Annotated in this window: 24 protein-coding genes; 16 read left to right on the forward strand and 8 right to left on the reverse strand. The window is 33.8% G+C overall.

The genetic code is table 11. The annotated features are described in order from the left end of the window. Positions 1-79: 79 nt before the first annotated feature. From NQQ59_RS16845 to NQQ59_RS16860, 4 genes are all read right to left on the reverse strand, one after another. Entirely contained in the window at positions 80-1,147 is a 1,068-nt protein-coding gene (locus NQQ59_RS16845; protein ID WP_144215991.1) for an efflux RND transporter periplasmic adaptor subunit, read from the reverse strand. Between the two features lie 12 nt (positions 1,148-1,159). After that, the gene (locus tag NQQ59_RS16850) at positions 1,160-2,494 is read right to left on the reverse strand and encodes a TolC family protein (RefSeq protein WP_144215993.1); all 1,335 of its coding nucleotides are present in this window, start codon (positions 2,492-2,494) and stop codon (positions 1,160-1,162) included. 87 nt (positions 2,495-2,581) lie between these two features. Continuing rightward, a complete protein-coding gene (locus NQQ59_RS16855; RefSeq protein WP_144215995.1) occupies positions 2,582-3,181 on the reverse strand; it encodes a TetR/AcrR family transcriptional regulator in 600 nt (199 codons plus the stop codon). A 110-nt stretch (positions 3,182-3,291) separates the two neighbouring features. Continuing rightward, positions 3,292-3,810 carry a YceI family protein gene (locus NQQ59_RS16860; RefSeq protein ID WP_144215997.1) on the reverse strand — a complete coding sequence of 173 codons (519 nt, stop codon included), beginning with the start codon at positions 3,808-3,810 and terminating at the stop codon, positions 3,292-3,294. A gap of 267 nt (positions 3,811-4,077) precedes the next feature. On the opposite strand from NQQ59_RS16860, the gene NQQ59_RS16865 reads away from it, so the two are divergent. Together NQQ59_RS16865 and NQQ59_RS16870 are read left to right on the forward strand one after the other, a co-directional pair. Beyond that, positions 4,078-5,052: a polyprenyl synthetase family protein gene (locus NQQ59_RS16865; RefSeq protein WP_144215998.1), complete on the forward strand. Its 975-nt coding sequence runs from the start codon at positions 4,078-4,080 to the stop codon at positions 5,050-5,052. Between the two features lie 63 nt (positions 5,053-5,115). Further along, the gene (locus tag NQQ59_RS16870; RefSeq protein WP_144216000.1) at positions 5,116-5,469 is read left to right on the forward strand and encodes a hypothetical protein; all 354 of its coding nucleotides are present in this window, start codon (positions 5,116-5,118) and stop codon (positions 5,467-5,469) included. Between the two features lie 2 nt (positions 5,470-5,471). On the opposite strand, the gene NQQ59_RS16875 is transcribed toward NQQ59_RS16870, so the two are convergent. Together NQQ59_RS16875 and NQQ59_RS16880 are read right to left on the reverse strand one after the other, a co-directional pair. After that, positions 5,472-6,050 carry a hypothetical protein gene (locus NQQ59_RS16875; protein WP_144216002.1) on the reverse strand — a complete coding sequence of 193 codons (579 nt, stop codon included), beginning with the start codon at positions 6,048-6,050 and terminating at the stop codon, positions 5,472-5,474. A gap of 51 nt (positions 6,051-6,101) precedes the next feature. Continuing rightward, positions 6,102-6,653, reverse strand: coding sequence for a hypothetical protein (locus NQQ59_RS16880; RefSeq protein ID WP_144216004.1), 552 nt, complete (start codon positions 6,651-6,653; stop codon positions 6,102-6,104). Between the two features lie 116 nt (positions 6,654-6,769). Between NQQ59_RS16880 and NQQ59_RS16885 the strand changes: the two genes are divergently transcribed. The 6 genes from NQQ59_RS16885 (at position 6,770) to NQQ59_RS16910 (ending at position 15,828) form a co-directional block, all read left to right on the forward strand. Then, positions 6,770-9,544 (forward strand): 2-oxoglutarate dehydrogenase E1 component, encoded by a 2,775-nt coding sequence (locus NQQ59_RS16885; protein WP_144216006.1) that lies wholly within the window; start codon positions 6,770-6,772, stop codon positions 9,542-9,544. An 84-nt stretch (positions 9,545-9,628) separates the two neighbouring features. After that, positions 9,629-10,870 (forward strand): 2-oxoglutarate dehydrogenase complex dihydrolipoyllysine-residue succinyltransferase, encoded by a 1,242-nt coding sequence (gene odhB, locus NQQ59_RS16890; protein ID WP_144216008.1) that lies wholly within the window; start codon positions 9,629-9,631, stop codon positions 10,868-10,870. 197 nt (positions 10,871-11,067) lie between these two features. Then, the gene (locus NQQ59_RS16895) at positions 11,068-13,560 is read left to right on the forward strand and encodes a TonB-dependent receptor (protein WP_144216011.1); all 2,493 of its coding nucleotides are present in this window, start codon (positions 11,068-11,070) and stop codon (positions 13,558-13,560) included. A gap of 60 nt (positions 13,561-13,620) precedes the next feature. Then, the gene (locus NQQ59_RS16900; protein ID WP_144216013.1) at positions 13,621-13,953 is read left to right on the forward strand and encodes a hypothetical protein; all 333 of its coding nucleotides are present in this window, start codon (positions 13,621-13,623) and stop codon (positions 13,951-13,953) included. A gap of 19 nt (positions 13,954-13,972) precedes the next feature. Beyond that, entirely contained in the window at positions 13,973-14,272 is a 300-nt protein-coding gene (locus NQQ59_RS16905; RefSeq protein ID WP_144216015.1) for a hypothetical protein, read from the forward strand. Positions 14,273-14,277: 5 nt separating this feature from the next. Beyond that, positions 14,278-15,828: a PepSY-associated TM helix domain-containing protein gene (locus tag NQQ59_RS16910; protein WP_144216017.1), complete on the forward strand. Its 1,551-nt coding sequence runs from the start codon at positions 14,278-14,280 to the stop codon at positions 15,826-15,828. A gap of 189 nt (positions 15,829-16,017) precedes the next feature. Here the strand turns inward: NQQ59_RS16910 and NQQ59_RS16915 are convergent, their stop codons facing one another. Then, the gene (locus tag NQQ59_RS16915) at positions 16,018-16,365 is read right to left on the reverse strand and encodes a toxin-antitoxin system YwqK family antitoxin (RefSeq protein WP_144216019.1); all 348 of its coding nucleotides are present in this window, start codon (positions 16,363-16,365) and stop codon (positions 16,018-16,020) included. A gap of 221 nt (positions 16,366-16,586) precedes the next feature. Then, positions 16,587-17,582 carry a TlpA family protein disulfide reductase gene (locus NQQ59_RS16920; RefSeq protein WP_144216021.1) on the reverse strand — a complete coding sequence of 332 codons (996 nt, stop codon included), beginning with the start codon at positions 17,580-17,582 and terminating at the stop codon, positions 16,587-16,589. A gap of 157 nt (positions 17,583-17,739) precedes the next feature. Between NQQ59_RS16920 and aspS the strand changes: the two genes are divergently transcribed. The 8 genes from aspS to nuoF all read left to right on the forward strand — a co-directional run bounded on the left by aspS (position 17,740) and on the right by nuoF (position 25,173). Beyond that, entirely contained in the window at positions 17,740-19,491 is a 1,752-nt protein-coding gene (gene aspS / locus NQQ59_RS16925) for an aspartate--tRNA ligase (protein WP_144216023.1), read from the forward strand. Positions 19,492-19,798: 307 nt separating this feature from the next. Continuing rightward, complete coding sequence (locus NQQ59_RS16930) at positions 19,799-19,993, forward strand: cold-shock protein (protein ID WP_007137066.1); 195 nt, start codon at positions 19,799-19,801, stop codon at positions 19,991-19,993. 242 nt (positions 19,994-20,235) lie between these two features. Continuing rightward, a complete protein-coding gene (locus NQQ59_RS16935) occupies positions 20,236-20,601 on the forward strand; it encodes an NADH-quinone oxidoreductase subunit A (RefSeq protein WP_144216025.1) in 366 nt (121 codons plus the stop codon). A 147-nt stretch (positions 20,602-20,748) separates the two neighbouring features. After that, positions 20,749-21,297: an NADH-quinone oxidoreductase subunit B gene (locus NQQ59_RS16940; protein ID WP_111378918.1), complete on the forward strand. Its 549-nt coding sequence runs from the start codon at positions 20,749-20,751 to the stop codon at positions 21,295-21,297. A gap of 1 nt (position 21,298) precedes the next feature. Next, positions 21,299-21,820, forward strand: coding sequence for an NADH-quinone oxidoreductase subunit C (locus NQQ59_RS16945; protein WP_144216027.1), 522 nt, complete (start codon positions 21,299-21,301; stop codon positions 21,818-21,820). A gap of 21 nt (positions 21,821-21,841) precedes the next feature. Beyond that, positions 21,842-23,080, forward strand: a complete 1,239-nt coding sequence (locus NQQ59_RS16950) for an NADH-quinone oxidoreductase subunit D (RefSeq protein ID WP_144216029.1) — start codon at positions 21,842-21,844, stop codon at positions 23,078-23,080. A gap of 190 nt (positions 23,081-23,270) precedes the next feature. Then, on the forward strand, positions 23,271-23,801 hold the full coding sequence (locus NQQ59_RS16955; RefSeq protein WP_113677156.1) for a complex I 24 kDa subunit family protein: 531 nt from the start codon (positions 23,271-23,273) through the stop codon (positions 23,799-23,801). 1 nt (position 23,802) lies between these two features. Then, positions 23,803-25,173, forward strand: a complete 1,371-nt coding sequence (gene nuoF / locus NQQ59_RS16960; RefSeq protein WP_012023323.1) for an NADH-quinone oxidoreductase subunit NuoF — start codon at positions 23,803-23,805, stop codon at positions 25,171-25,173. The last annotated feature ends 85 nt before the right edge of the window (positions 25,174-25,258 follow it).

The raw sequence follows: 25,258 nt of genomic DNA on the forward strand, positions 1-25,258 counted from the left end.
AGGCTATAGGCTATAAGCTGCTGGCTTTAGACTTTTTGAAAGGCTTAAAGCTTATTACTTATGGCTTAAAGCGGTACAATTACTTAATAATTTCTACTGTATTTCCGTCTTGTAAGTTGATTTGACCTGTAGTAATTACTACATCTCCGTCATTCAAACCATTGATGATTTCAACTTTATCTCCTAAAATTCTACCAGCAACTACTTTTTTCAATTTAGCAATGTTGTTTTCAACTACGAAAATTTCATTACTGCTCACACTTCCAACAAAAGCATTTCTAGGAACTACTTTTAAGTTTTGTTTTTGATTGTTTGAACCAAAGTTTGCTGTTCCGTACATACCTGCTTTCAAGTCATTGTTAGCATTGTTTGTAATTTCGATTTCAACCGGAAAGTTTAATGACTCATTTGCTTTTGCAGCGATAAATGTAATTTTTCCAGAGAAAGTTTTATCAGGATAAACACTTGCAGTAATGTTTACTGTATTTCCTAATTTTAAACTAGCAACTTGAGTTTCATTTACTGTAACTGTTAATTTTAATTTAGAAACATTTACAATGTCAAACAAAGCAGTTGCAGGCATTCCAGCTAAAATAGATCCTGGCTCGATGTATTTTTTGTTGATATATCCGTTAATTGGGGCTTTTACTTTTGTATCTCCAACGTTGATATTCGCTTGTGTTAAACTAGATTGTGCATTTGTTAAAGCCAATTTTGCCTGATCTAATTGCTGTTTTGTTACACCACCTGTTTTAAAAGCATTTTCGTATCTCGCATAATCCGCTTTTGCATTTTGATAAACAGCCTGAGCTTGTTGTGCATTTACATTAATAACATCACCTCTTACTGTTAAAAGAGTTTGTCCTACTCTTACATAGTCACCTTCTTTAACTAAAACACTGATTACTTTTCCAGATTTTTCAGCAGAAAAAGTCAATTCTTGAATAGGTGCAAAGTTTCCGTTTGCAGTAAAACCTAAGTTAACATCCTCTGTTTTTACCGTTGCTACTTTTACAGAAACTGCAGCATTTTTTTCTGCTACAATTGCAGTTTTACCTTCGTTTTCCGCCTTATTCTTATTTAAAATGTAGTTAATCCCGACAAGAGCCACGACTATGATTACGATTGTTATAATTATTTTCTTCATTGTAATAATTTGTTATTTAGTAAGAGATTTAAGTTCGCCTTTTGATTTGATTAGAGATATTTCGGCAATTTTATAATTTAAAACTGCTCTGGTATAGTTATTTTGAGCTTCAAGTGATGCATTTTCTGCGTCTAACAAATCGGTTAAAGATGCTAATCCCTGAAGATAATTATTTTTGGTATTGCTAAGAATCTCAGTCGCCAAACGCATATTTTCTTTTTGATTTTCGATCGTTACCAGATTATTGTTAATCTGAGTAATAGCATTTCTATAATCTAAATCAAGAGAAAGTTTAGTGTCTTTGATATCTTCCTGAAGTGATCTGATTTCAACGTCTGCCTGTCTTACTTTAGCACGAGTTCCGAAACCTGTAAAGATTGGCACGTGTAAGTTTAAAGCAATTGCAGAGAAATCTGACCAGTAAACTCCTTTTTCTGGTTTTGCAAACCAAGGAAATTCAGGTCCCTGACCAATATAGTTGTAACCAGCAGATAAAGAAAGCGTTGGGTAATATCCTGCCTGTACTGCTTTTTTATTGAATACTAATAGCTCTTCCTGTTTTTTCAAAAGCAGATATTCTGTTCTGTTTTCAACATTTGGCTCTTGGGTTAAAGCAGCAGGAACCACTTCAAATTCTTCTTTTGGTAATACAATTTGAGTTTCAATTGGCATACCCATATAGAACTTCAATGCATTTTCCTGTAAAGTAATCTGATTTTTAATTTGTTGACGCTCTGTATCGATATTAGACATTTTTACGATGATACGATCTAAATCAATTTTTTTAGCAAGACCATTATCAAATTGTCCTTGTACAATATCACGAACCTTTGTAGTATTAACGTAGTTACTGTCTAACAAAATCAATCTTTCTTGCTGTACATAAACTGAGTAATAGTTATTTGCTACTCTCTCAATAACCTGCTCTTCTGTTAACTGATCGTTTATTTGATAAAACTCACGAGTAGATCTCGCTGCTTTTAATCCTGTAAAAACAGATTGATCAAAGATGGCCTGAGTCAAAGAAATCCCTGCAGTAGAAGTCCACTTTTGACCAAATGCTGCCTGAATTGCTGTTCCTGGCGCACCAAACGCAGCTCCATCAATAACAGTTGTCTGAATAATTGGATTGTGTGTTAAATTCCCGTTTGCACTAATTTGTGGCAAAGCTCTTGAACGCACTTCCTGAATTTTATATTCACTATTTTCAACCTGAAGTTTTGCTTTTTTAGCATCAGCTTTATTTTGAAGCGCATAATTGACTGCGTCTTTCAGAGTTAAAGTAGTGGTTTGTGCAGTGGCAGACAAGCCTATTGTACACAAAACTATAAGAAAGATTCTTTTCATAAATGTTACTATTTATTTTTAAATTTGAGATGAGACCATCATTTCATCTTTACCCTCTCAGAAAAATGACAGTCAATTTTGGAATGGTTAATTATTAATTCTTTTTAATTGCTTTTCTAACTCCTCGACTCCTTTATCAGTAGCCATTGCACGAGTATGATATTCTAAAGCTTCTAATTCTATTCTTTGTGCTTCGCTTTCAGAAACGGTATTTTCATTGATATGAAAAACCAGTGTATAATAAAACCTCACATAAACCTCCACATTCAAATCACTTCTGTAAAGTCCCTCTTTAATTCCTTTTTCTATATTATCCCTAAAACATTGTGTACATTGATCCAACTCAAAAGAAAGAATGTTTTGGTAAATCTCAGGATAATGTTTTTTAAGCTGATAAATTGGAGAAGTATCGGTATTGTTTTTAAACATATCACGAAACATTTCTCTAATTTCAAAATTCTCATGAATAGCATTGTAATTCTTTGCTACAATAGTATCCATAATCTCGTGTACCTGTCTGTGCACCATCGAAGTACTTTCTTCAATCAAAACCTCTTTATTGCAGAAATATTTGTAGATCGTTTTTTTAGAAATACACATTTCTCCCGCAATGTCATCCATTGTAACACTTTTAAAACCAAGCTTTAAAAAAAGTTCGCTTGCTTTTGCTATTATTTTCTCTTTCATCTTAAATTCCTCGAATTCTATTACAAATATACCTAGGAAACTCAAATCAAAAAAAATAGTTTCCGTTTTGTTTGTAATAATTTTACATTAACTTATTGATTAAGTAAGATTTATATGCTAAATTCTAAATTTGCAATCAATTTTATATCTTTTCCTAACGCCGAACCATTGTGATGAAATGAATTATAATCTAATCCAAAATCTTGACGTTTAATATCTCCTTTAATTTCAAAAGCAACCTTTTTCTCTCCATTATAGGTATTTACTCCAATAAATTCTGCATCAAGTTCTACCACTCTAGTCACATCTTTTATGGTTAAATCTCCTTTAATAAAGTTGATATTGTTGTTTACTTTTTGAAATGAAGTCGATTTAAAACTTATGATTGGATGCTCATCTTCTTCAAAAAAATCTTGAAGTTGTAAATAAGCGTCTACTTGCTGGAAACTCTCATCTTTATTATTAATATCAAGTGAAAACTCTACCGATGCATCTTCAAGTTCATTATCTTCTAGACTCACATAACCACCAAATTTATTGGTAGCTCCTCCTAAATAGGCAATTTTTGAATGTCTCATTTTTATTAAAACATCTGATTGTGTTGAATCTAAGGTCCATGTTGTTTTCATAAATAATTGATTTTAATGAGTTTATAAAACACTCTAATCTTACTTGGAAACTTTTTTAGTGTTCTTGGTTTCCATTTTACGGTGCAAATATAAACAGGAAACCGAGAACACCAAAAAAGTTTCCATGTTTTTTTTTATTTTTTTAACGATTTAATTTTGAGCTGGTTTAACAAGAAACATTAAATCTTTGTCAGCATTTGATATTTATCAGGAAATAATTCATTATTGAATTGTATCTTTGAGGCACTTAAATAAGAATTTTGTTTTATGCATGACATTACTCAGTACCAGGATTTTTTTATAAAATATTTAGAAAATCAGAACATACACAAAGAGCCTGTTAATCTTTATGAACCGATTGAATATATTTTAGGTCTTGGCGGAAAACGCATTCGTCCGGTTCTAACCTTGATGGCTGCGGAAGTTTTTGATACTGATTACACAATTGCTCTTCCTGCTGCAATGGCGGTAGAAGTTTTTCATAATTTCTCGTTGGTTCACGACGACATTATGGATGACGCACCTTTACGAAGAGGGCAAATTACCGTTCATGAAAAATGGAATTTAAATACTGGAATCCTTTCTGGAGATGCGATGTTGATTTTGGCTTATCAATATTTTGAGCAATACGAACCAAATGTCTTTAGAAATCTGGCCAAATTATTCAGCAAAACAGCTCTTGAAGTTTGCGAAGGACAGCAATGGGATGTGGATTTTGAAGTCCGTAAAGACGTTACAATTCCAGAATACCTAAAAATGATTGAATACAAAACAGCTGTTTTAGTTGCCGCTGCCATGAAAATGGGTGCAATCGTTGCCAAAACTTCTGAAAAAGAAGCTGATTTAATCTATGATTTCGGACTTAATTTAGGATTAGCTTTTCAACTGCAAGATGATTATCTAGACGCTTTTGGAGATCCGGAAACTTTTGGAAAACAAGTTGGAGGCGATATAATTGAAAACAAAAAAACGTATTTATATTTAAAAGCTTTAGAATTTTCGTCAAGCAAAAAAGCATCAGAATTAGAACAATTATTTACACTTCAATTAGACGATAATATTGAAAAAATAGAAACAGCGAAAACCATTTTTAACGAATCTGGTGCTTCAAAAGCAACACAAGAAGCTATTGAAATGTACACTTTTAAGGCTTTTGAAACTTTAGAAAAAATGGAAATCAATTCTGAAAAGAAAGCTGTTTTAAGAACTTTCGGAGAGAATTTAATGGGACGTAAAGTCTAGTTTTCAGTAATCAGTGTCAGTATTCAGTAAATCTACAATCATCAATCTAAAATCTAAAATATCATGTTTGTAGCACCCGTAAATACCGAATCATTATTAGCGCAAGCACAAGCGGAGACTTTATATCTAAACTTGATTGAGCAGATTAATAAAGATTTTAATTTGGCTAATGAGGGAATTGATTTTCCACTGAGCATTTCGCCAGATGAACTAAAAATCCAGCTTCACGAAAAAGTCTACAGAATGATTCAGTACAAGTTTGCTGAATATCTAAATCTACTCTATATTATTGATGTTCCAGAAAATGAGATAAAAAGTCTTGATGGATCTGATTTAGTTATTTTAGCGGAAAAAGTTGCCTTCTTGATTTTAAAAAGAGAATGGCAGAAAGTTTGGTTCAGAAATTATTACAAATAACTTTAATTGTTTATTAAAATACTATAATTTTCAGGTCTTACGATTTTTCGCAGTTTGTCCAACTCCGTCCCAAGACCAAAACCTTCAGTATCAATTTTGTTCCCTACAAATTGAACGCGGCCACATTTAAAGCACATCTTAACTATTCCTACCGTTTCTTTTTTCTCTTTAAAAATAAAAATATCACGGTATTCTGCTGCACAGGCTGCAAAGGTATCTTGCAATGAATCTTTTTCACTAAACACATTTTCAATCTCTTTTTGCTGTTTTTGCGATAAATTTGATTTTTTGTAATTATAATTCGACAGAATTTTTTCGAAATTTTCTTTTGGAATAGTTTCTGGGAAATGATGTACAAACAAATCTATAAACTCTAATTCTTTTGGAGTATTCTTTTCTTTCATCAAAATTTCTGCAAGATCTTCTTCTGAAAAATTCAAATAATAATGATCGATTTCATCGGCATCAAAAAAAGGTCGTAATTCTTTTTTTACAACCTTCTCATTATTATTATCTGCTTTCTTAGAATTATTGCAACTTAAAAATACAATTACAGTAATTAAAAATAATATTTTCTTCAAATTTCTGCTTTTTTAAAACTTAGAATCTTAGCATCTCAGCACCTTAGAACCTTAGAAATACACTCTCACAAAAGGCATAAATCCGGAACCGTAAAGACTTTTATTAGGATCATAAAGAACATCGTAACGCGCGCCAATTGTAACATTTCCGGTTCTATAACCTGCTCCAAGATATAAGGCGGTATTCCAATAACTATCAGAAAAAGCAGGTCTGTTTATATTAGACTCATATCTTGTATCTACTTTTACCTGCTCTAATTCTGCAGACAGTTGGACTTCCGGAATTGGGTTTACAAGTGTAATTAAACTTCCTCCGTAAACATACGATTCATAATAATTTCTTGAATTCAAATATCCAAACTGCAATCCAACTCCAACAGCAACAATTTCATTGACATTATAGATTGCACTAGGCATTACAGAAATATCTGTATATCCAGAACCGAAGCCTAAACCCAATCCACCTCCAAATTGAACTTTATCCCAAAAATTATTGCTATTATCAATTACATACTTTTGCTGTGCAATTGTGTAACTTGAGAATAAGACTGCCAAAATCACAAAATAATATTTGCAATCGATTGAAAATTGAATTTTATTCATAGTTAACGTTTATTTTAACAAATTTTTACGTAAAAGTACGTAAAAAAAAGATTTAAATAAATGTGATTGTTGTACTTTTGCTTTTCTATATAACAAAAAGTATATTCACTCATATTATGGATAGGTTTTCATTTTTAAACGCAGCGCATACCGAGTTTTTTGCACAATTATACGATCAATATTTAGTTAACCCAGACAGCGTTGAGCCTAGCTGGAGAAGTTTCTTTCAAGGTTTTGACTTTGGACAAACAACTTATAACGACGAAAACCCTGTGCAAACGATCGTTGAGTACGTGACTAGCGATAACGCAGATTGTAGTTTGGTTTCAGAAAAACTGCAAAAAGAATTCAACGTATTAAAATTAATTGACGGATACCGTACGCGCGGGCATTTATTCACGAAAACAAATCCTGTTCGTGACCGTAGAACTTCATCTCCAACTTTGGATATCGAAAACTTCGGATTATCAACAGCTGACCTTTCAACTGTTTTTGACGCTGCTCAAACAATTGGAATGGCGCCTTCTTCTTTACAAGATATCGTAAATCGCCTTAAAGCTATTTACTGTCAGCATATCGGTATTGAATATATGTATATCAGAAATCCTGGCGTTGTAAAATGGATTCAGGACAAATTATCGGTAAACGTTAATCAGCCTACTTTCTCTTCTGCAGAAAAGAAAACTATCTTAAATAAATTAAACGAAGCTGTTTCTTTTGAGAACTTCCTTCATACTAAATATGTTGGACAAAAACGTTTCTCATTAGAAGGTGGAGAATCTATCATTCCGGCTTTAGATGCATTAATCGAACAAGCTGCTGAAAAAGGTGTTGAACAATTCGTAATGGGAATGGCACACCGTGGTCGTTTGAACGTTTTGGCAAACATCTTCGGAAAATCTACTCAAGATATCTTTGGTGAGTTTGACGGAAAAGATTACGATCAAGAATATTTTGATGGTGACGTAAAATACCACTTAGGTCTTACTGCCGACAGAAAAACAAGATCTGGAAAAAGCATCAACATCAATTTAGCACCAAACCCTTCTCACTTAGAAACGGTTGGAGCTGTAATTGAAGGTATCACAAGAGCGAAACAAGACAAACATTATGCTGACGATTTCTCTAAAGTATTGCCTATCGCAGTACACGGAGATGCTGCAATTGCAGGTCAAGGTATTTTATACGAAATCATTCAAATGGCTCAACTTGATGGTTACAAAACTGGAGGAACAATCCATATCGTAATCAACAACCAAGTCGGATTTACAACAAACTACTTAGACGCTCGTTCTTCTACCTATTGTACAGACGTTGCTAAAGTAACATTATCTCCAGTATTACACGTAAATGCTGATGATGCTGAAGCCGTTGTTCACGCAATGTCTTTTGCATTAGACTACAGAATGCAATTTGGACGTGACGTATTTATTGACTTGTTAGGATATAGAAAATACGGGCATAACGAAGGTGACGAACCTCGTTTCACGCAACCAGTTTTATATAAAATCATTGCTAAACATAAAAACCCAAGAGACATTTACGCAGAGAAATTACTTTCTGAAGGCGTAATCGATGCTTCTTATGTTAATGCTTTAGAAAAAGAGTACAAATCTGCTTTAGAAGAAAACTTAGAAGCTTCTCGTAAAAAAGATTTGACTATCATTACTCCATTCATGAAAAACGAATGGGACGGATTTGTTCAAGTAACAGACACTCAAATGCTTCAAAAAGTAGATACTACTTTTGCTAAGGAAGGATTAGATTCTATCATCAATACCATTTCAACTTTACCATCAGACAAAAAGTTCATCAACAAGATCACTAAAATTGTTACGGATAGAAAAGTAGGATACGATAACAACACTCTTGACTGGGGAACTGCAGAAGCATTAGCTTATGGATCTCTTTTAACAGAAGGATTTGATGTTCGTATTTCTGGTCAGGACGTAGAAAGAGGAACTTTCTCTCACCGTCACGCTGTTGTAAAAGTAGAAGATTCTGAAGAAGAAGTTATTCTATTAGACGCTATCGAAAACAAAAAAGGAAAATTTGGCGTATTCAACTCACTTTTATCTGAGTACGGAGTTTTAGGTTTTGATTATGGTTATGCATTAGCAAATCCAAAAGCCTTAACAATCTGGGAAGCACAATTTGGAGATTTCTCTAACGGTGCTCAAATTATGATTGACCAATATATTTCTTGTGGAGAAGATAAATGGAACAACCAAAATGGTATTGTGATGTTATTGCCTCACGGTTATGAAGGACAAGGTGCAGAACACTCTTCTGCAAGAATGGAACGTTACTTACAACTTTGTGCAAGACATAATATGTATGTTGCAGATTGTACAACGCCAGCTAACTTCTTCCACTTGTTAAGAAGACAAATGAAAACGAATTTCCGTAAACCTTTAGTTGTATTCTCTCCAAAAAGTTTGCTACGTGATCCAAGATGCGTATCAACTGTTGAAGAATTGGCAACTGGAAGTTTCCAAGAAACAATTGATGACAATACTGTAGATAAAAAGAAAGTTAAAACTTTAGTTTTCTGTACAGGTAAATTCTACTACGATATTGTTGCTGAAAGAGAAAACAATGGAAGAAATGACGTTGCTGTTGTTCGTATCGAGCAATTATTCCCTTTCCCAGTTGATCAGATTAAAGAAATCATTGCAAAATATCCAAATGCCGATGATTATGTTTGGGCGCAAGAAGAGCCTAAAAACATGGGAGCTTACAGCTTTATGTTAATGAACTTTGATCTTGTTAAATGGAGATTAGCTTCATTAAAAGCATATTCTGCTCCAGCATCTGGAAGTTACACACGTGCTAAACGTCGTCACGCAGATGCAATTAGAATGGTATTCGATAAAGATTTATTCAGATAATAAAAAAATAGTTTCAAGTTTAAAGTTTCAGGTTTAATGTAACGTGAAACTTTAAACAACACAAACCTTAAACAAAAAAATAAGATGATTTTAGAAATGAAAGTCCCATCACCAGGGGAATCAATAAAAGAAGTTGAAATTGCAACTTGGTTAGTAAAAGACGGAGATTATGTAGAAAAAGATCAGGCTATTGCTGAAGTTGATTCAGATAAAGCTACTCTTGAATTACCTGCTGAAATGAGCGGTGTAATTACACTAAAAGCTGAAGAAGGTGATACAGTAGCAGTTGGCGCTGTAGTTTGTTTAATCGATACAGATGCTGCTAAACCAGCAGGAGGAGCAGCTCCAGCAGCTGAAGCTCCTAAAGCTGAGGCACCAAAAGCAGAAGCTCCAAAGGCGGAAGCACCAAAAGCAGAACCAGTTCAAGCTCCAGCAGCTACAAGTTATGCAGCAGGAACTCCATCTCCAGCAGCAAGAAAAATATTAGACGAGAAAAATATTGCTCCAGCAACTGTTTCAGGAACTGGTAAAGGCGGAAGAATCACTAAAGACGATGCTGTAAATGCAGTACCATCTATGGGAACTCCAACAGGAGGAAGCCGTGGAACTGAGCGTACAAAATTATCAATGTTACGTCGTAAAGTAGCAGAAAGATTAGTTTCAGCTAAAAATGAAACTGCTATGTTGACTACTTTCAACGAAGTAAACATGACGCCAATTAACCAAATCCGTAACGAATACAAAGATGCTTTCAAAGCTAAACATGGTGGTTTAGGTTTAGGTTTTATGTCATTCTTTACAAAAGCGGTTACAAGAGCTTTACAATTATATCCAGATGTTAACTCTATGATGGATGGTGATTACAAAATCGCTTACGATTTTGCTGATATCTCAATCGCAGTTTCTGGACCAAAAGGTTTAATGGTTCCTGTTGTTCGTAATGCTGAACTTTTAACTTTCCGTGGAATTGAAGCTGAAATCAAAAGATTAGCTTTAAGAGCTCGTGACGGTCAAATTACAGTTGACGATATGACTGGAGGAACTTTCACAATTACAAATGGTGGAGTTTTCGGAAGTATGTTATCTACTCCAATCATCAACCCTCCTCAATCAGGAATCTTAGGAATGCACAACATCATCGAGCGTCCGATTGCTGTAAACGGAAAAGTTGAAATTCACCCAATGATGTATGTAGCTCTTTCTTACGATCACAGAATCATCGACGGACGTGAGTCAGTTGGTTTCTTGGTAGCTGTAAAAGAAGCTTTAGAAAATCCAGTAGAATTATTGATGAATGGCGATGCTAAACGCGCTTTAGAATTGTAATCAGAAATAATTTCAATATATAAAAAAGCCTGCTCATTCATTTGAGCAGGCTTTTTTCGTCTAAAAACAAAAATTTCAAAACACCTTTTCTGACTAAAAACTTCGATATCAAAAAATTATTTAGAATAAATAAGAATAACTTGCATTATACGCATTCAACTAGTACATTTGCGCTATTAAAATCAATTCTAAATAAAATGAAACTAAAATTTACGATTTCTTTTTTGAGTTTTTGTTTTGCTTTAATGACCAGCGTATCTGCTTTGGCTCAGGAAAAAGCAACTATTAAAGGTCAAATTAGCTTAACAAATAATCAGGCTGCAGATAATGTTTCTGTAGTATTGAAAGGAACAAAAATAGGAACTAGTACAGATGCAAATGGTTTCTATGAAATTAAAAACATTAAACCAGGAAACTATGTAATCAAAGTTTCTGGAATTGGTTATTCATCTAAAGAAAAAAGCGTTAGCCTTAATGGCGGCGATTCTATTATTGAGGATTTTAGAATTAGCGAAAACTCTCAAGAATTAAATGAAATTGTTTTAAACGGAAACAGAAAAAACCCGTTAGCCCGTAAAGAAAATCAACAAGTATCAAGATTACCTCTTAAAAATCTTGAAAATCCACAAGTTTACACTACAATTACTGGTGAACTTTTAAAAGAACAAGTTGTTACAAATATTGATGACGCTCTTAAAAATGCACCAGGATTATCTCCACTTTGGGCTTCTACTGGACGTGGTGGTGACGGCGCAGGATATTTCTCTCTTAGAGGATTTGCTGTTCAGCCAACAATGACAAATGGATTACCTGCTTTGAATAACGGAAGTATAGACCCTGCAAACATTGACAAAATTGAAGTTATTAAAGGACCTTCTGGAACTTTATTCGGAAGTAGTTTAATTTCTTACGGTGGTTTAATCAACTTAACAACCAAAAAACCTTACGATCATTTCGGAGGAGAGGTAAGCTATACAGCCGGAAGTTATGGATTAAACCGTGTAACTGCAGACATTAATACTCCTGTAGACGATGAACACAAAATTAACTTTAGGATTAATACTGCATATCATACAGAAAACAGCTTTCAAGATGCTGGATTTAGAAAATCATTTTTCTTTGCCCCATCTTTATCTTACCAAGTTAGCGACAGACTTTCGTTTTCTATTAATACTGAATTCATGAACAACAAACAGACGAATCCTACTATGCTATTCTTAGACAGAGGTGCACCGCTGAGAGTTCACAATATGAATGAATTAGGTTATAATAACAAACGTTCTTATACAAGTAACGAGCTTGCAATTGAAACTCCTTCTTACTCGCTTCAGGGACAAATGAATTACAAAATCTCTGATCAATGGACCTCTCAAACAGTTCTATCAAGAGGATCATCTAAATCTGAAGGATATTATACTTATTTATACGAAGGAACACAATATGCACCTGCAGAGGTAAATCAAGGAATTGTTTTAGGACGTTCAATGAATTACCAAGATACAACAACTTTAACAACAGATATTCAACAAAACTTTATTGGTGATTTTAAACTTGGAAACTTAAGAAACAGACTTGTTGTTGGTTTTGATTACTTTAACAGAGGCCAAATTGATAATGGTACTGGCTACGTATCAAATGGAAGAGTTTATATTGGAAACTTAGATTTAGCAACTGTAAACCAATATGTATTCGGTATTACAGATCCTACAAAATATATTACAAATGGTGATAGCGGTAACCTAACAAAAGCCGGTTCTGATAAACTTTTAGCAGAAACTACTGCAAACAATAACAAAACAAAACAAGAAGTTATTAGTGCTTATGCATCAGATGTAATCAATATTACTCCTGCATTATCTGCAATGGCAAGTTTGCGTGTAGATCGTTTTATGACTGCTGGTGACGTTACTACAAATGCTGATGATTTTAATCAAACTGCTTTTTCACCAAAATTTGGTTTAGTTTATCAGCCAATTATTGACAAAGTTTCGATTTTTGCCAACTACATGGATGGTTTTACCAACACATCTCCTACAACTGATACTGGTTTAGGTGGCGTAGTTATTCCAAGAACTTTCAAACCAGAACACGCTAACCAATTTGAAATCGGAACTAAATTAAATGTTCTTAAAGATAAAGTTTACGCAACATTTAGCTATTATGACATCAAAGTAACAGACCAGGTTTATACAGTTTATGGTTCTACAGGTGGAGTACCAACTCAAACTTCTTTCCAAGACGGAGAACAAAGAAACAAAGGTTTTGAAGCAGAAATCGTTGCAAATCCAGTTACCGGTTTAAACATTGTTGCTGGTTACAGTTATGTAGATGCTGTCTTAAATGCTGGAGATTCTTCTTTTATAGGAAATAGACCAGAAAGTTCTGGACCAAGAAACACAGCAAACTTTTGGGCAAGCTACAAATTCCCTGAAGGAGATTTACAAGGATTTGGTCTAGGTTTTGGAGGAAATTATGCTGACAAAAACTTAATCATGAACAGAAATGTTGTAGGTCAGTTTACAATTCCTTCTTATACTGTTTTAAATTCTTCTATTTTCTACGGAACAGAGAAATTTACCCTGACATTAAAATTAGACAATATTGCTAATGTTGATACTTACGATGGTTGGTCAACAATCCATCCAAAAAACATGAGAAGCGTATCTGCGAACTTCTCTTATAGATTCTAATAAAAAACCATTAAAAACACCTTTCTTTACAGGAAAGGTGTTTTTTAAATTTTAAGGATTATGATTACAATTGCCAGTCTTATTGTTTTTTTAGCTTTTTATACGCTTTATTACACTTCAAAAAGAGCTGTTTTGTCTTATGACTTAGGCTTCGAAAAATGGATGAAAAACAATCCGAAACCAACTAAGGTTATTGGATTAGTGTTATTGTTAACTGCTTATATAATGTGGCTTTTCACACAATCTTTAGGCTGTGGCACTCTAATGTTTTTTATTCAGCTAATGACAATTGGAAGTTTAATCATTATTCTCACTCCTTTAAAAAAAGTGAATAGTAAAGCTCTTTTAGCCTTACTGATTATAATTGCACTATTAGAATTTTACTATAACTAATCATTTTTTAAATTACAATATGCCAGCAAATCCAAAATATTTAAATCCAGCTTTTTGGCCTCGTTTTTCCAAAATAACAGCTGCTATTTTAGGAGGATACTTTGTTTCTGTTACTTTTCATTTAGCTTTAGCAGCCTGGTTTAATCGTGCAAACGTAATGATAACAATGGCGTTTAGTGCATTTATTCTTTGGGTAGCTTTAATGGTAATCGCATTTTTAGCCAAAAGTGGTTGGAAAATATGGGGAATTTACATTCTACTATCATTGTTTTTTTGTCTTTTTATTTATCTTGGTCAAACCTATAACACGGCTCAATAATATTTATGAATAACCGTCATTATAATATCTATTTTCATACCCATACTGTCAGCGGAATCGTGATCAGTGTAGTTCTTTTTGTAATTTTCTTTGCTGGATCTTTTTCTTTTTTTAGAGACGAAATCGTCAATTGGGAAAGAAGTGAATCTACAGCAATTACAAGAGAAATTCAATTAGACTACAATAAAGCGCTAAAGCATCTTGATGAAAAATATGTTTTGCACGGCAGAAATATTACCATTTCTAAACCTTCTATCGAAGAACGAGTTGCAGTTTATATGGAAGGAACGAAAGATACTTTAGCTCCAGCCAAACAAAAAGAAGGTCAATTCTTTTACTTAAACACTAAAAACTTTAAATCTGCTACTTACGACGAGTCTTATTCTTTAGCAGAGCTTTTATACCGTTTGCACTTTTTTGCACAGATTCCTTACCCTGTTGGATATTACCTTTCTGGTTTTACAGCTTTATTTTTCTTATTTGCTATCGTAACAGGTTTATTATTACACTGGAAAAAAATTGTCTCTAACTTTTATATTTTCCGTCCAAAAGAAAAATTAAAAACACTTTGGACAGATGCACATACAGCACTAGGAATGATCGGTTTGCCTTTCCAGTTTGTATATGCAGTTACTGGTGCTTTCTTTATGATTAAACTCTTAATCGTTGCGCCCGCGGTAATGGCATTATATAATGGAGATCAGTCCAAATTATACAAAGAATTAGAATATACAGATACCGATTATAAATTCGAAAATAAAAAATTAGCCAATCCATTTAATATTGACGAATTGGTTGCCAAGACCAAAAAGAACTGGTCAGATTTCGAAATCACTCGTGTTTTTATTCAAAACTATGGAGATGCCAATATGCACGTCATAGTCGAAGGAGAACTTTTGAGCCAGAAAAAATTTACCGGAATCGGAAAAGTAGTTTACCGAATTGCCGACGGAAAAGAAATTGCCAAAAAAGATCCGATTGCACAAACCAGTTATTTAGATGTGGTTAAAAATGTTTTATACCGAATCCATTTTGGCGATTACGGAGGATATGCTTTAAAAATCGTAAGCTTTATTTTAGGGATTATCACCTGCTTTGTTATCATTTCAGGAGTTATGATATGGTTGGTTGCCAGACAGAAAAACAATATGCCTGAAAAGAAAAGACGTTTCAACGCCGCAGTTGTTCGTATTTATTTGGCTATTTGCTTGAGCATGTATCCGATTACCGCTTTGGCATTTATTGGAAGTAAAATTTTCTATCCTTTAAGCAAATCTAATTTATTTGCTCTTTATTTTGGAGGATGGTTAATTCTTGCTATTTTCTTTATCATTAAAAAGAATGATGCCTTTACCAATAAGTTCTGTCTGATTTCAGGAAGTATTTTAGGATTTTTAATTCCAATCACAAACGGAATCGTTTCTGGAGATTGGTTTTGGAATTCTTTTATGCAGCACAAAATTCAGATCTTCTTTATTGATGTTTTCTGGATTTTCCTTGCCTCTACATCATTATATGTAGCTTATCATTTAAAACCTAAAAAGACGACAGCATAAAAATTGGTTCAGACCTTTAATTGATTTTCTTAGGATTTTAATCCAATGATAGAATTCAAAACAAATACATTTTACATTTAATAGCCCGAATTAGTTCGGGCTTATTTGTTTTTACAACAAAAAATAAACGCATAAAAAAACCGTCCTTTAAAAGAACGGTTTAATACTTATCTAAGAAATTCCTCTTAATTAGTTTCTGTTGGCTACAGCGTTTTTCTGTAGATTCTTAACGGAACTTACTTTACTATTTACATAAGCTACTTCAGAAAGATTTTTTTCATTGAAAAACATCCATTTTCCAGTTTTTAATCCATCTGTATACTCTCCTTCTACAGTTTTATTTCCGTTTTCATCATAAGATACCCAAACACCGTCCAATTTTCCATCTTTAAAAAAGCCTTCCTGCTGTATTCTTCCATTTTCATAATAGTAAGTAGCTTTTACTTTATTTCCAACAGTTTCCAACTCAGGTTTACCTTCTTGTGCTGTTAAAATTCCAGAGAATAACACAGCCGCTAAAATCACACACTTTTTCATATCTTTAGGTATTAAATGTTATTGAATGTTATCAAATTGTTATCAAATATAGTTAATAGTTTACATTAAAAAAACTTTTACTTAACAATTTGGTAACATTGAGTGAAAACTTAACATTGGAAAAGTGTTTAAAACAAAAAAACCAGCGCTGAGGCACTGGTTTTGCTGGGATTTTATAAAATTTATAATTTTACGATAACGTTATAAATTTCGTAAATATTTTAGTTCAATAAACTACTAAGTTGTTTATCCAATTCAGGATCAGATGGTCTAGGTGCATCAGACTTAACAACATTTCCTTGTGGATCGATTAAGATAAATCTCGGAATTCCAGTTACACCATAATTCACTACAAATTCAGACTCCCAATCTTTATCAGCAAAAAGCTGCGTTCCGCCAAGATGTTTATCGGTTACAAATTTTTTCCATTTTTCGTTGTCTTTCATTTTATCGATAGAAATACTCACAAACTCGATGTTTTTTCCATGATACTTCTCTTCCATTTTTTGAAGATATGGAATTTCAGCTCGACAAGGTGCACACCATGTTGCCCAAAGGTCAATGTAAACATATTTCCCTTTTAAGTCAGTTAATTTTGTTTTACCACCTTTAAAGTTTTCATAATCAAAACCAGGAGAAGCTTTTCCTACCATTTTATTAGCATTTGCCGCTCTGTTATATTCCTCAGAAGCATATTGATGAAAACTTTCAAAGCTTGCTTTTAATGCTGTTTTAAATTCTGGATCAAAATCTCCTTTTTCAAGTCTTTCCGTATCTGCTTTTAATTTACCATCCAATAAAGCCGTAAATTCGCCAGCTTCTTTCTTAAAAGCATCATTTTGAAAACTTTCATCTTTTAAGGCTTGTTGTGCTAAAAAGTTACTTTCGTTTACACCTTTACCTTTATATATAATCGTTTCATCAAACTCTTTAGCATTCATAGTCAGATTAACTTCAGAATTTGGTTTTAAATACAAATTAGAAGACTCTGTTCCGTCAGAAAACATGTAAAATCCCTTTGGAGCATCAAAAGTTGTAGCAAAAACACCTTTTTTATCAATTGGAATTACCTGCTTAAAATTATTTCTTCCTTTAATGACTAAAGTATCACTGTTTCTATTTTCAATTTTAGCCGTGAACTTAACCGTATTCTTACTTTGACCTATAACATTCAAAGCGTTAAAAATTACCAGACCAGCAACAAAAAGTTTCTTCATGGGTATCAATATTTGTTTTTTAGTGAGTCAAAACTAAAGAATTAAAGCTTCGAAATTTTAGAATTAACAATTTATTTGAAATTATTCTGCATCAACTTATGACTTTACTATATTATCTTGAATTTTGTATTTACTTTTGCAATCTAAAATTTTGATTATGTATAGAAGTCATAATTGTGGCGAATTAAACGCTTCAAATATTAATACCGAAGTTACTCTTGCTGGATGGGTACAAAATTCTAATGATAAAGGATTCTTAAATTGGGTTAACTTACGAGATCGTTATGGAATTACTCAATTATTATTTGACAAAGACCGTTCGGATAAAAACATCTTTGAATTAGCGAAAACTCTTGGTCGTGAATTTGTAATTCAGGTTAAAGGAACTGTAATTGAGCGTGAAGCTAAAAACAAAAACCTTCCAACTGGCGAAATTGAAATTTTAGTTACGGAATTGAATATTTTGAATAGCGCTATAACACCTCCTTTTACTATCGAAGACAAAACGGATGGTGGAGAAGACATCAGAATGAAATACCGTTATTTGGATATCAGAAGAAATCCAGTAAAAAACAGTTTGTTATTCCGTCACAAAGTAGCGATGGAAGTTCGTAAATATTTATCTGATTTAGATTTCTGCGAAGTTGAAACTCCTTATCTAATCAAATCTACTCCAGAAGGAGCTAGAGATTTCGTTGTACCAAGTCGTATGAACGAAGGACAATTTTATGCTTTACCACAATCTCCACAAACTTTCAAACAATTATTGATGGTTGGTGGAATGGATAAATATTTCCAAATCGTAAAATGTTTCCGTGACGAAGATTTACGTGCAGACCGTCAGCCTGAGTTTACACAAATTGACTGCGAAATGGCATTTGTGGAGCAAGAAGACATTTTAAATGTTTTTGAAGGACTGACAAGACATTTATTAAAAGAAATTAAAGGTATTGAAGTAGAGAAATTCCCGAGAATTACTTACGACTATGCTATGAAAACATACGGAAACGACAAACCGGACATTCGTTTCGGAATGAAGTTTGGCGAATTAAACGAATTTGCACAACACAAAGAATTCCCTGTATTCAATGCAGCAGAATTAGTTGTCGGAATCGCAGTTCCAGGAGCTGGAAATTATACCCGTAAAGAAATCGACGGATTAATTGACTGGGTAAAACGTCCTCAAGTTGGTGCATCTGGAATGGTTTATGTAAAATGCAACGAAGATGGAACATACAAATCATCTGTAGATAAATTCTACGATCAAGATGATTTGGCAAAATGGGCAAAAGCAACAGAAGCAAATCCTGGAGATATGATTTTTGTTCTTTCTGGACCTGCTAACAAAACACGTGCACAACTTTCTGCTTTACGTATGGAATTAGCAACTCGTTTAGGATTGCGTAATCCAGAAGTATTTGCGCCACTTTGGGTTATAGATTTCCCATTATTGGAACTTGACGAAGAAAGCGGTCGTTATCATGCCATGCACCACCCATTTACTTCTCCAAAACCAGAAGATATGGCATTGTTAGAAACAGAACCAGGAAAAGTTCGTGCAAACGCATACGATATGGTTTTAAACGGAAACGAAATTGGAGGTGGATCTATTCGTATTCACGATAAAGCGACACAACAATTAATGTTCAAATATTTAGGTTTTACCGAAGAAGAAGCAAAAGCACAATTCGGATTCTTGATGGACGCTTTCCAATTTGGAGCACCACCTCATGGAGGACTTGCATTTGGTCTTGACAGACTTGTAGCGATCTTAGGAGGACAAGAAACCATTAGAGATTTTATCGCATTCCCTAAAAACAATTCAGGGCGCGATGTTATGATTGATGCTCCAGCAGCAATCGATGATGCTCAATTGAAAGAATTACACATTAAAATTGACGCTATTTAAGATATAAAACTTAAAAAAAGTATAAAAAAGCGACTGAAAAATTTCAGTCGCTTTTTTTATGTCAAAAAATGAAGAAATAATCTTAAAATATTAATTTTTCGCAATATGAAATTCCTACAAATTGACTTTTTTAATATTCTTACAATTAATGATTCTCAAATTATCGTATTTCATATGAAATTTGACGCAATAAACCACGTAAAAACACTGGAAATCAATAATTTTTACAAAAAATTAACACGTACATGTCTTTTGTATGATTTTATATGTTACATTTGCTTTATTATAAATTATTATTACAATTACAATGCGTACAGGTACAGTAAAATTTTTCAATGAATCTAAAGGTTATGGATTCATTACAGACGAAGAAACAGGAAAGGATATCTTCGTTCACGCTTCAGGAATTAACGCGGAAGAATTACGCGAAGGTGACCGTGTAAGCTATGAAGAAGAAGAAGGAAGAAAAGGGAAAGTTGCTGCTAAAGTAGCAGTAATCTAAGAAAAATATAGCAATTTATTTTTTTTGCCTCTGAATGGTCTTAAAAGACGTCTCGAAGTATCGGGACGTTTTTTTTTGCTCAAATCTTAAAAAAATATTAAAATTTTGAAATGTTATTTATAATCAATAAAAATTAGGTATAAACGCCGTTTCGCACCCTACTTAAAACCTTTTTTAGCTTGTGTTTTACAGAGTTCCAAGTTATCTTTGTGGCTCATTTTTTAAGTAAAAAATCGAAGCTTATGCAATCTGATCAATACAGTTACATTCCTATTTTAATGCAGTTTATTCTAGCTGTTGGTTTTGTGGTAGGAACAATCATTATTTCTGGAAAATTAGGACCAAGTAGATCCTCTGAAGTTAAAGATAAAAACTTCGAATGTGGTATCGAATCTGTTGGTAACGCACGTATTCCGTTTTCTGTAAAATACTTCCTTGTTGCCATTTTGTTCGTATTATTCGACGTAGAGGTTATTTTCCTTTATCCTTGGGCAGTAAACTTCAAAGACTTAGGAATCGAGGGAATGTTAAAAATGATAGTTTTCATGTCTTTGCTTTTAGTTGGTTTCTTTTACATCATCAAAAAGAAAGCATTAGAGTGGGAATAAATGATTTTAGGTTTTAGATTGTAGATTTTAGATTATCTCTTATCTCGATTTAAAATTTGAACTCAAATTAAAGTACTGATTTAAAAAATTGATTTTTCTTTTTATGATTTCAAAATCTAAAAGTTAAAATCAGAAATCTAAAATAAAATGAGCGATTCAAAAGTAAATATGGTTGCGCCGCCAGAAGGAGTTACTGGTGAAGGTTTCTTCGCTACAAAACTTAGTGATGTTGTTGGTTTAGCAAGAGCTAACTCATTATGGCCGCTTCCTTTCGCGACTTCATGCTGTGGTATCGAATTCATGGCAACAATGGCTTCTCACTACGATTTAGCTCGATTTGGTTCTGAGCGTGTGAGTTTCTCTCCAAGACAAGCCGATATGTTATTAGTAATGGGAACTATTTCTAAAAAAATGGCTCCTATTTTAAGACAAGTTTACGAGCAAATGTCAGAACCTCGCTGGGTAATTGCTGTTGGAGCTTGTGCTTCTTCAGGAGGAGTTTTTGATACGTACTCTGTTCTTCAAGGAATTGACAAAGTAATTCCAGTTGACGTTTATGTACCAGGATGCCCACCAAGACCAGAACAAATTGTTGATGGAGTTATGAGACTTCAGGACTTAGTGAAAAGCGAATCTGTGAGACGAAGAAGCTCACCAGAATACCAAGAATTATTAGCTTCATATAATATCTCATAAGATGGCCTTAGAAAATACCCAAATTCAAGACAAACTTGTAGAAACATTCAGTAACGATGTTTTTAACTTTCAACAAGAGAGAGATATTTTTTCTTTAGAAGCTTCGGCTGATAAAATCACACCGTTGATTCTTTTCCTTAAAAACGATCCAGAATTACGTTTTCATTTCTTAACAGATTTGTGCGGTATTCATTATCCAGATAACGAAACAGAACGTCAGTTTGCAGTTGTTTATCATTTACACAACTGGTACGAAAACAAAAGATTAAAAATCAAAGTTTTCTTAAATGGCGAAAAACCAGAAGTAAAATCGATTTCAAATATTTTCTTGTCTTCGAACTGGATGGAAAGAGAAACTTTTGATTTCTACGGGATTGACTTTAAAGGACATCCTCAATTGAAACGTATTTTAAATATGGACGAAATGCAGTCTCACCCAATGAGAAAAGAATTCCCAATGGAAGACAGCGGAAGAACAGATAAGGATGACCGATTCTTCGGAAGAACAACAACAAATTGCTAAAAAATAATTCAACATTATAAAATGTCAGAACTATTATTACCACCAGAGCATCGTTATGCTAAAATAATTAAGGAGAGACTAAACGACGACGGAAGCGAACTTTCTGTACTGAATTTAGGTCCGACTCACCCTGCAACGCACGGTATTTTCCAAAATATCTTGTTGATGGATGGTGAAAAAATTCTTGAGGCTGAACCAACTATTGGTTACATCCACAGAGCATTCGAAAAAATTGCCGAAAATCGTCCTTTTTATCAAATTACACCGCTTACAGACCGTATGAACTATTGTTCATCTCCTATTAATAATATGGGATGGTGGATGACGGTTGAAAAACTATTAGGTATTGAAGTTCCGAAAAGAGCTCAGTATTTAAGAGTTATCGTTATGGAGTTGGCTCGTATTACGGATCACATTATCTGTAACGGAATCTTAGGTGTAGATACTGGTGCGTATACTGGTTTCTTATACGTTTTTCAATTTAGAGAAAAAATCTACGAAATCTACGAAGAAATTTGTGGAGCTCGTTTGACTACAAATATGGGAAGAATCGGTGGTTTTGAAAGAGACTGGTCTCCAGAAGTTTTCAAAAAACTAGATAAATTCCTTGAAGAATTCCCACCAGTTTGGCAAGAATTCCAAAACTTATTCGAGAGAAACAGAATTTTCTTGGATAGAACTGTAAACGTAGGTGGTATTACTGCTGAAAAAGCAATGGCTTACGGATTTACAGGTCCAAACTTACGTGCTGCTGGCGTTGATTACGACGTACGTGTTGCACAACCTTACTCTTCTTACGAAGATTTCGATTTTATTGTTCCTGTTGGAAAATCAGGAGACACTTACGATCGTTTCTGTGTTCGTAACGCTGAAGTTTGGGAAAGTTTAAGCATTATTCGTCAGGCTTTAGAAAAAATGCCTGCAGGAAACGAATATCACGCTGAAGTTCCAGATTACTACCTTCCTCCAAAAGAAGATGTTTACACTTCTATGGAATCTTTAATTTATCACTTTAAGATCGTAATGGGAGAAGTTCCTGTACCAGTTGCAGAAATCTATCACCCAGTAGAAGGAGGAAATGGAGAACTAGGTTTTTATTTAGTAACAGACGGAAGTAGAACTCCATATAGATTACATTTCAGAAGACCATGCTTTATTTATTATCAAGCATTCCCAGAAATGATTAAAGGTGCCATGCTTTCTGATGCAATTATCATTCTTTCAAGTTTGAACGTTATTGCAGGAGAATTAGACGCCTAACAGATTTTAGAATTTAGATTTTAGATTGCTGATTGAGGATTCAGATTTTAGAATTTAGATTTAAAAATTATAATTACGAATTGAAAAATTCAGATTGAAGAATCTAAAACTTAAACAATGATTGAAGAATCATAGATTATAGATAAAGATTGAAAAATCAGAAATCTAAAATCAGAAATCTAAAATTAAAATGGAACGTAAACATTACAAACAAGAAATAAACATGACTGAGGCATTGATGAACCGCATCAATGAATTGATCAGTCATTATCCTGAGGGCAAACAAAAATCGGCTTTATTGCCTGTTTTGCACGAAGTTCAGGATGCGCATAACAACTGGCTTAGTACTGAATTGCAAGATAAAGTTGCCGAGATTCTTCAGATCAAACCAATCGAGGTTTATGAAGTGGTTACTTTCTATACAATGTTCAACCAAAAGCCAATTGGTAAGTACATGTTTGAGTTTTGTCAAACTTCTTGTTGTTGTTTAAGAGGTGCCGAAGATTTAATGGATTACACTTCTGAAAAACTAGGCATTAAAATGGGAGAAACAACTCCAGACGGAATGTTTACCATTGCTGGTGTAGAATGTTTAGGTGCTTGCGGATACGCTCCGATGATGCAGTTGGGAGATTTCTACAAAGAAAAACTGACAGAAGAGAAAATCGATCAGATTATTGCTGATTGTAGAGATGATAAAATAATATTACACGATAAATAAGATGTCACAAAAAATATTATTAGATAAAATCAATGTTCCTGGAATTAAAACCTACGAAGTGTATCGCCAAAATGGTGGTTATGCTTCTGTAGAAAAAGCTTTAAAAACTCTTACTCCAGATGAAGTTACTGAAGAAGTAAAAAAATCAGGATTACGTGGCCGTGGTGGAGCTGGTTTCCCTGCGGGAATGAAATGGAGCTTTATTGACAAAAAATCAGGAAGACCAAGACACTTAGTTTGTAACGCCGACGAATCGGAGCCTGGAACATTTAAAGATCGTTTCTTGATGGAATATATTCCTCACTTATTGATCGAAGGAATGATTACTTCAAGCTACGCTTTGGGTGCTAACCTATCGTATATCTACATTCGTGGAGAATATATGTGGGTTTTCAAAATATTAGAAAGAGCAATCGCCGAAGCAAAAGCTGCAGGTTGGTTAGGAAAAAATATATTAGGATCAGGTTATGACTTAGAACTTCACGTACACTGTGGAGCTGGAGCCTATATCTGTGGAGAAGAAACAGCATTAATCGAATCATTGGAAGGTAAAAGAGGAAATCCTCGTATTAAACCACCTTTCCCAGCGGTTTCTGGTCTTTGGGCAAATCCAACTGTGGTAAACAATGTTGAAACAATTGCGACTGTGCCTTGGATTGTAAACAATTCTGGTGATGATTATGCTAAAATTGGAATTGGACGTTCTACTGGAACTAAATTAATTTCTGCTTCAGGACACATCAAAAATCCTGGTGTCTACGAAATTGAATTAGGTTTAAGTGTAGACGAATTCATGAATTCTGACGAATATTTAGGAGGAATGTCTTCAAGCAGACCTTTGAAAGCATTTGTTCCTGGAGGTTCTTCTGTGCCAATTTTACCAGCTGAATTAATTTTCAAAACAGCAAACGGTGAGGATAGATTAATGACTTACGAATCTCTTAGTGATGGTGGTTTTGCTACTGGATCTATGTTAGGTTCTGGAGGATTTATCGTTTATAATGACACAGCTTGTGTGGTAAGAAACACTTGGAACTTTGCTCGTTTCTATCACCACGAATCTTGCGGACAATGTACTCCTTGCCGTGAAGGAACTGGATGGTTGGAAAAAATCTTATGGAGAATCGAAAACGGTCAAGGCCGTGAAGAAGATATCGAATTATTGTGGAGCATTCAAAGTAAAATTGAAGGTAATACAATCTGTCCTCTTGGTGACGCCGCTTCTTGGCCAGTAGCTGCAGCAATTCGTCACTTTAGAGATGAATTCGAATATCACGTTCGTTTCCCAGAAAAAATTAAAAATAGAGATCACTTTGTTGCCGAGCCTTTCTCACAAGTTAAGCATTTAGTTGGCGGTAAAGTAATCGTATAAAAATATATAGAGAAAGTTATAAAGTTAAAAATATTAAAAGGACAGCAACTCTTTTGAATATTCCGACTTTCAACATTCAAATCAA

It is taken from the genome of Flavobacterium panacis (assembly GCF_024649945.1).
In the GTDB taxonomy this organism is placed as follows: domain Bacteria; phylum Bacteroidota; class Bacteroidia; order Flavobacteriales; family Flavobacteriaceae; genus Flavobacterium; species Flavobacterium panacis.